Source organism: Acidithiobacillus sp. HP-11 (assembly GCF_015100075.1).
Lineage (GTDB): Bacteria > Pseudomonadota > Gammaproteobacteria > Acidithiobacillales > Acidithiobacillaceae > Acidithiobacillus > Acidithiobacillus thiooxidans.
In genome coordinates this window covers 1-5,634 of record NZ_JACKYY010000080.1, presented here as the reverse complement: position 1 = coordinate 5,634, position 5,634 = coordinate 1, and the positions used below count along the sequence as shown (strand labels likewise).

Annotated in this window: 7 protein-coding genes; 2 read left to right on the top strand and 5 right to left on the bottom strand. The window is 53.3% G+C overall.

Annotated elements, in window-relative coordinates; all coding sequences use genetic code 11:
• A partial coding sequence (locus tag H7F08_RS14680; protein WP_193640949.1) for an HlyD family secretion protein occupies window positions 1-805 on the bottom strand: 805 nt, incomplete at its 3' end.
• Window positions 806-1,047: 242 nt separating this feature from the next.
• Here H7F08_RS14680 and H7F08_RS14675 point away from each other — a divergent pair.
• The gene (locus H7F08_RS14675) at window positions 1,048-1,611 is read left to right on the top strand and encodes an acyloxyacyl hydrolase (protein ID WP_024893374.1); all 564 of its coding nucleotides are present in this window, start codon (window positions 1,048-1,050) and stop codon (window positions 1,609-1,611) included.
• Window positions 1,612-1,670: 59 nt separating this feature from the next.
• On the opposite strand, the gene bioB is transcribed toward H7F08_RS14675, so the two are convergent.
• The 4 genes from bioB to H7F08_RS14655 are packed head-to-tail and all read right to left on the bottom strand — an operon-like array spanning window position 1,671 to window position 4,426.
• Window positions 1,671-2,615, bottom strand: a complete 945-nt coding sequence (bioB, locus tag H7F08_RS14670) for a biotin synthase BioB (protein ID WP_031569515.1) — start codon at window positions 2,613-2,615, stop codon at window positions 1,671-1,673.
• Between the two features lie 37 nt (window positions 2,616-2,652).
• Window positions 2,653-2,934, bottom strand: a complete 282-nt coding sequence (locus H7F08_RS14665) for a YggT family protein (RefSeq protein WP_031569513.1) — start codon at window positions 2,932-2,934, stop codon at window positions 2,653-2,655.
• Window positions 2,931-3,758, bottom strand: a complete 828-nt coding sequence (proC, locus tag H7F08_RS14660) for a pyrroline-5-carboxylate reductase (protein ID WP_031569512.1) — start codon at window positions 3,756-3,758, stop codon at window positions 2,931-2,933. Before proC ends, H7F08_RS14665 begins: the two co-directional genes overlap by 4 nt.
• A complete protein-coding gene (locus tag H7F08_RS14655; RefSeq protein ID WP_031569511.1) occupies window positions 3,755-4,426 on the bottom strand; it encodes a YggS family pyridoxal phosphate-dependent enzyme in 672 nt (223 codons plus the stop codon). The genes proC and H7F08_RS14655 overlap by 4 nt, the downstream gene beginning before the upstream one ends.
• 106 nt (window positions 4,427-4,532) lie before the next feature.
• Here H7F08_RS14655 and H7F08_RS14650 point away from each other — a divergent pair, with 106 nt between their 5' ends.
• Window positions 4,533-5,540, top strand: coding sequence for a type IV pilus twitching motility protein PilT (locus H7F08_RS14650; protein WP_193640948.1), 1,008 nt, complete (start codon window positions 4,533-4,535; stop codon window positions 5,538-5,540).
• Window positions 5,541-5,634 lie beyond the last annotated feature (94 nt).

Genomic DNA, 5,634 nt, shown 5'->3' with positions numbered 1-5,634 from the left:
GGCTGACCACCGTCCCCTTGAATTGGTGATTGGGGTACATGTCTACGTGGATACTGGCAGCTTGACCGGGGTGAACCCGATTTAGATCGGTTTCCTTGTAATTGGCCTCCACCCAATATTGAGCGTTTCCGATCAACGGGAAAAGATCCTGGTTGATGCTGACGACATCGCCCACATGAATTTTGTCGACTTTGCTAACCACCCCGGTGATTGGCGCATACAAAGTGGTTTCCGCAAGATACATTTTGGCGGTCCCCAGTGCGGCCTTGGCTGCGGCGATTCGAGCTGCATTCAGGCTCTGCTGGGCGCGGGTAGCAGACAAATTGGCCTTTTCGGCTTGCCATTGTGCCATGGCGCCTTTTGCAGCCGTCATCCGGTTATCTGCTTCCTGCGCAGACAGATATTTTTGAGCTGCCAGTGCCGCAGCGCGTTGGGCATTGCGTTGGGCGTTCTGGTAAGTGATCTGGTCGGCACTGACTCGCGCCTCGGCTGCCGCAATGTTGGCCTGAATAGCATCCGTCTGGCGTTCTGCCTGAGCGAGTTCTGCCTCGGCTTTCTCTACATCGTACTGGTAGGCCTCGGGGTCTATTTTGACCAGAGGCTGCCCGGCGTGTACCACCTGATTGTCGCGCACATAAATATGAACAATATGTCCAGTCACGCGTGGCGAAATGTTGACCACGTGGGCATGGATGTAAGCGTCATCGGTGTTGGGGTAATAATTGGCAATCTGAAAATAGGCATAGGCACCGAAAGCGACAATAATGAGAATGATCAGGACCAAAAAGCGTTTGAGCCAGCGCATAGCTTTCCTTGTGTTGCAATTACAGCAGCCAATTCCAGAAGCACCCCATCAACGAAGCATAATATTCCATATATACTAGGCTCCAGGGTACTCCGGTGAGTCAGTAGCGTAAGTTCAGTCCTGTTGTTAAATTTTGACAGGCTCGGAAGTAAATCGCATACTGACCGTTCGGTTGATACCTTAACCTAAACACTTCAAGTCGGCAAGATGATGCATGAATGAACTGGATACAAGGAGTAATCATGAAAAACAAACAGTGGGCCTGGACGGGTATTTTAGGCAGTGCCGTTCTCGGATTATTGGCGGCAACTCCAGCACTGGCGGATAGCGAAGGTTTGCACGTGATTCAGGGCGGACCTTCGTATTTTAATATTGGTCTTGGCGCATTTAATGCGGCAGGTGTGACTCCTGGTCCAGGCTATACTAATGCCACACTTCCAGAGATTAACCTCGAATATCAAACGGGTGCCAAGTTATTCGGGGTTGGTGCTGTCTATGGTCTGATGGCCAATACCAATGGCGGCTTTATGGGGTATACGGGCTTTTATACGGATGTTGCCTGGGATCACTGGGTGCTGACCCCCGTTTTGGCCATGGGTGGTTATCATCAAGGGCGGGGCAAATATCTGGATGGCACTTTTCAGTTTCGTCTGGAGCTCAGTCTCGATTACCAGTTTGCCAATCAGTCCCGTTTCGGCCTGAAAATCGCTCATATTTCGAATGCTTATATCAAGGATAGCGATCCGGGCGAAGATGAAATCATGCTCAATTATTCCATGCCCTTGTCCTTCGGGGAGCATTCCTGATTTGAGTTTTTAGAGCTGGCTACGCCCTCTGATTCCTTATGGGTCAGAGGGCTTTCAGCTTATCCGGCGTGAAGCCCCAGCTTTTCAAATAAAATCTGGTCATGTCCGCTGCTGGCATTGCTGGTGGTCAGTAATCGATCCCCCAGAAAAATACTGTTGGCACCAGCCAGAAAAGCCAGAGCCTGCAATTCGTCGCTCATGGTTTCCCGTCCTGCAGAAAGGCGGACATAGGCTTGCGGAAAGATGATCCGGGCAGCGGCTATGGTGCGGACAAACTCCAGGCCGTCAATGGGCGTGGCCGCTTCCAGAGGCGTGCCGGGAATGGGAACCAGGGCATTGATGGGAATGCTTTCCGGTGGCTGCGGCAGCTGCGACAGCACCTGCAGCATCCGGGCCCGATCCCGGCGCGATTCACCCATGCCCAGAATACCGCCACTACAGATTTTGATGCCCGCATCGCGGACGGCTTCCAGGGTATCCAGACGATCCTGAAAGCTGCGGGTATGAATGACCTCACCGTAAAATTCCGGGGAGGTATCCAGATTGTGATTGTAGTAATCAAGTCCGGCAGACTGCAAACGTTCTGCCTGCCCGCTTTTCAGCATGCCCAGGGTGACGCAGCTTTCCAGCCCATGCTCTTTGACCACCTGAATCATGGCGGCGACTTTTTCAATATCCTTGTCATGTGGAGACCGCCAGGCTGCCCCCATGCACAGGCGTTGCGCACCGTTGGCTTTGGCGGCGGCGGCGGCACTGCGCACGGCTTCAATATCCATGAGAGCTTCCGGTTTCAGACTGTTTTCATGATGGACGCTTTGCGAGCAATAACCACAGTCTTCCGGGCAACCACCGGTTTTGATGGACAGTAAGGTGGAACACTGGATGGTATTGGCATCAAAATGCTGACGATGAATTTGCTGCGCCTCAAAAATCAGATCGTTGAAAGGACGTGCATAGATTTCCAGGATGTTGTCCAGGCTGTAAGCGTGCTTAGAAGGTGTCATGTGAGTTTCCGGTTCGCGTCGAGAAGTGCCTGGCGTATTAAACGCCGCCGAGGTTCAGAATGGCATTGACCAGCAGACCTTTCAATAACTCAATGAGTAAAAGGGCCACCAGAGGGCTGAGATCCATTCCGCCAATGGGCGGAATAATCCGCTGCAGGGGATAAAGAATGGGTCCGGTAACCCGGTCCAGAAAATGGACAATGGGGTTACGGGGATCCGGCTGGACCCAGGATAAAATGGCGCGAATCAGGATGGCCCAGAACAGCAGGGTAAGTACCAGATCCGTCAGACGAGCGGCTTCAATGCTGATTGCATTCATGCTTTGGTCTTCAGTGACTGACCCAGAGCACGACTGCGCGCGGCGGCGGCAGCCAGGGCACGCTGGGCCAGAGGCCGCAACTGCTCTTCCCAGACCGCTAGACCGGCAGCGGTCGTACCACCGGGACTGGTGACCTGGTGACGCAGTTCACTGGGGCTCGCAGGACTTGCTGCAGCCATCTGGGCGGTACCCCACACCGTCTGTAAAGCCAGGGCCCGGGCGGTGACCCGATCCAGTCCTTCAAGTACGGCGGCGTCTTCCAACGCCTCCAGAAATAACAACACATACGCAGGACCGCTGCCAGCCAGGGCGGTAGCTGCGTCCATCAGGGATTCGTCATGCAGCCAGAACACCTTGCCCACCCCGGAGAAAATTTGCTGCACGATGTCGCACTGCGCTGCCTTGACCGTTGCCTGGGCGAAGAGGGTCGTCGCTCCCGCTCCCACCTGCGCAGGCGTATTGGGCATGGCGCGGAATACGGCCACATTCTCTCCCAGGATGCTGCGCATTTGCTGGCTGGAAATGCCCGCTGCAACGGATACAAAAAGGACTTGGGCATCCGCGAATGATTCCCGCCATTCGCTGAGAATCCCATCTACCTGTTTGGGTTTGGCGGCATAAATCACCAGACTGTTCTGCGGCAGCTTTTCGGCCTTGGCAGGACGGCTACGCAGGCCGAATTCTTCGGCAAGGGCCTCACGACGCTGGGTACTGGGGGCATGTACCTGAATCTGGCTACCTGGTACGCCAAGCTGGCGCATTCCGGAAATAAGGGCACGAGCCATATTGCCTGCGCCAATAAATACGATATTTTGTTCAATCATGTTGCCTCCTGGTGACGGCTGCCAAACAAGCGCGTACCCAAGCGGATTTCTGTGGCTCCATGCTCCAGCGCCTGCACAAAATCAGACGAAGTTCCCATGGACAAAGTATCCAGGTCAGGGTAATTCCCGCTTTGTAGCAGCGTGTTGAATAAGCTGTGCATTTGCTGAAAATTGACGTTTGCCTGGTCAGGGTCGGGATGGACCAATGCCATCAGGCCACGCAAACGGAGAAAGGGGAGTTGCTGGATGCCTTCTGCAAGTCTCGCAAGCTGAGCAGGTGGGCATCCTCCCTTGCTGTCTTCCGAGCTGACGGCCACTTCAATCAGCACATTCAGGGGCGTCGAAACCTCCTGTCTGGCACTGTCCAGCCGTTGGGCAATCAGCAGACGGTCAACGCTTTCGACCCAGGCAAAGTGCCGGGCAATTTCTTGGGTTTTGTTACGCTGAATCCGGCCGATAAAATGCCAGCAAATATTCTTTAGATCGCGTAGTTCATCCTGTTTGTCCAGCGCTTCCTGAAGGTAGTTTTCACCGAAATGACGCAATCCCAAGGCATGGGCTTCGCGGATGACCGACGCCGGAACCCTTTTGCTCACCGCCAGTAACATGGGGCGGTCGGGCTGCTGTAGCGTGCGCCTTATATTTGCCAGATTTTCAGCGAGGGACATGCTGCTCCATGAAACGTGGGCGAAATGGCCAAGGTCGACTATAGTAACGCGCATGAGTCCCAATGCCCAAATGCCGGGTATTACCATGCCATGTGGAGATTTATAGATGGATATTGCTGAACTACTCAGCTTCGCGGTGAAAAATAACGCATCAGATACGCACATATCTGCGGGCCTCGCACCCATGTTGCGCATTAACGGCGATATACGTCCCATCAACGTTGAAGCACTGGACGGAAAGGCCGTCCACGCAATGATTTACGACATCATGTCGGATTCCCAGCGAAAATGGTATGAAGAAAATCTGGAAATCGATTTTGCCTATGAACTGCCCGGTATTGCGCGTTTTCGGGTGAATGCTTTTAATCAGGATCGGGGTCCCGCTGCGGCATTTCGTACCATTCCGGCCAAGGTGTTGAGTCTGGAAGATCTCAATGCGCCAAAATCTTTTACGGAAATTATTAATATCCCGCGTGGACTGATACTGGTTACCGGACCAACCGGGTCTGGTAAGTCCACGACCCTGGCGGCTATGGTGGATCATATCAACGCTAATCGGCCAGATCATATTATTACCATCGAAGATCCTATAGAGTTCATCCATACGGCTAAAAAGTGCCTGATTAATCAGCGTGAAGTGGGGCCGAATACCCATTCCTTCGAAAACGCCCTGCGTTCGGCGCTGCGTGAAGATCCGGATATTATTCTGGTCGGTGAGTTGCGTGATCTGGAAACCATGCGGCTTGCCTTGACGGCAGCAGAAACCGGACACATTGTTTTTGCGACGCTACATACCAGTTCAGCACCTAAAACCATTGATCGTATTGTCGATTCTTTCCCGGGCGGGGAAAAGGACATGGTCCGCTCCATGTTGTCTGAATCCTTACGGGCGGTCATTTCGCAAACCCTGCTGAAAACTGCCGATGGAAAAGGGCGGGTTCCAGCTCATGAAATCATGATTGCCACGCCGGCTATTCGTAATCTCATTCGCGAAAATAAAGTGGCACAAATGTACTCAGTCATTCAGACCGGACAAAACCAGGGCATGCAAACGCTGGATCAATGCCTGGCAGATGGCTCCTCGCTACTTGGAGTGGATACGAGGGTACGGTAGTCTTAGGGCATTGCTGATCTAGGGAAGGTTAATGATGGACGAAGACAAGCTGTTTACCTTGGCGTTGGGGTTGGTTCCGCCGTGGATGGTGGAC

Excerpts from the sequence above, each read along its gene's own strand:
- H7F08_RS14675 (WP_024893374.1), top strand. The coding sequence starts at position 1,048 with ATGAAAAACAAACAGTGGGCCTGGACGGGTATTTTAGGCAGTGCCGTT.
- proC (WP_031569512.1), bottom strand. The coding sequence starts at position 3,758 with ATGATTGAACAAAATATCGTATTTATTGGCGCAGGCAATATGGCTCGT.
- H7F08_RS14665 (WP_031569513.1), bottom strand. The coding sequence starts at position 2,934 with ATGAATGCAATCAGCATTGAAGCCGCTCGTCTGACGGATCTGGTACTT.
- H7F08_RS14655 (WP_031569511.1), bottom strand. The coding sequence starts at position 4,426 with ATGTCCCTCGCTGAAAATCTGGCAAATATAAGGCGCACGCTACAGCAG.
- bioB (WP_031569515.1), bottom strand. The coding sequence starts at position 2,615 with ATGACACCTTCTAAGCACGCTTACAGCCTGGACAACATCCTGGAAATC.
- H7F08_RS14650 (WP_193640948.1), top strand. The coding sequence starts at position 4,533 with ATGGATATTGCTGAACTACTCAGCTTCGCGGTGAAAAATAACGCATCA.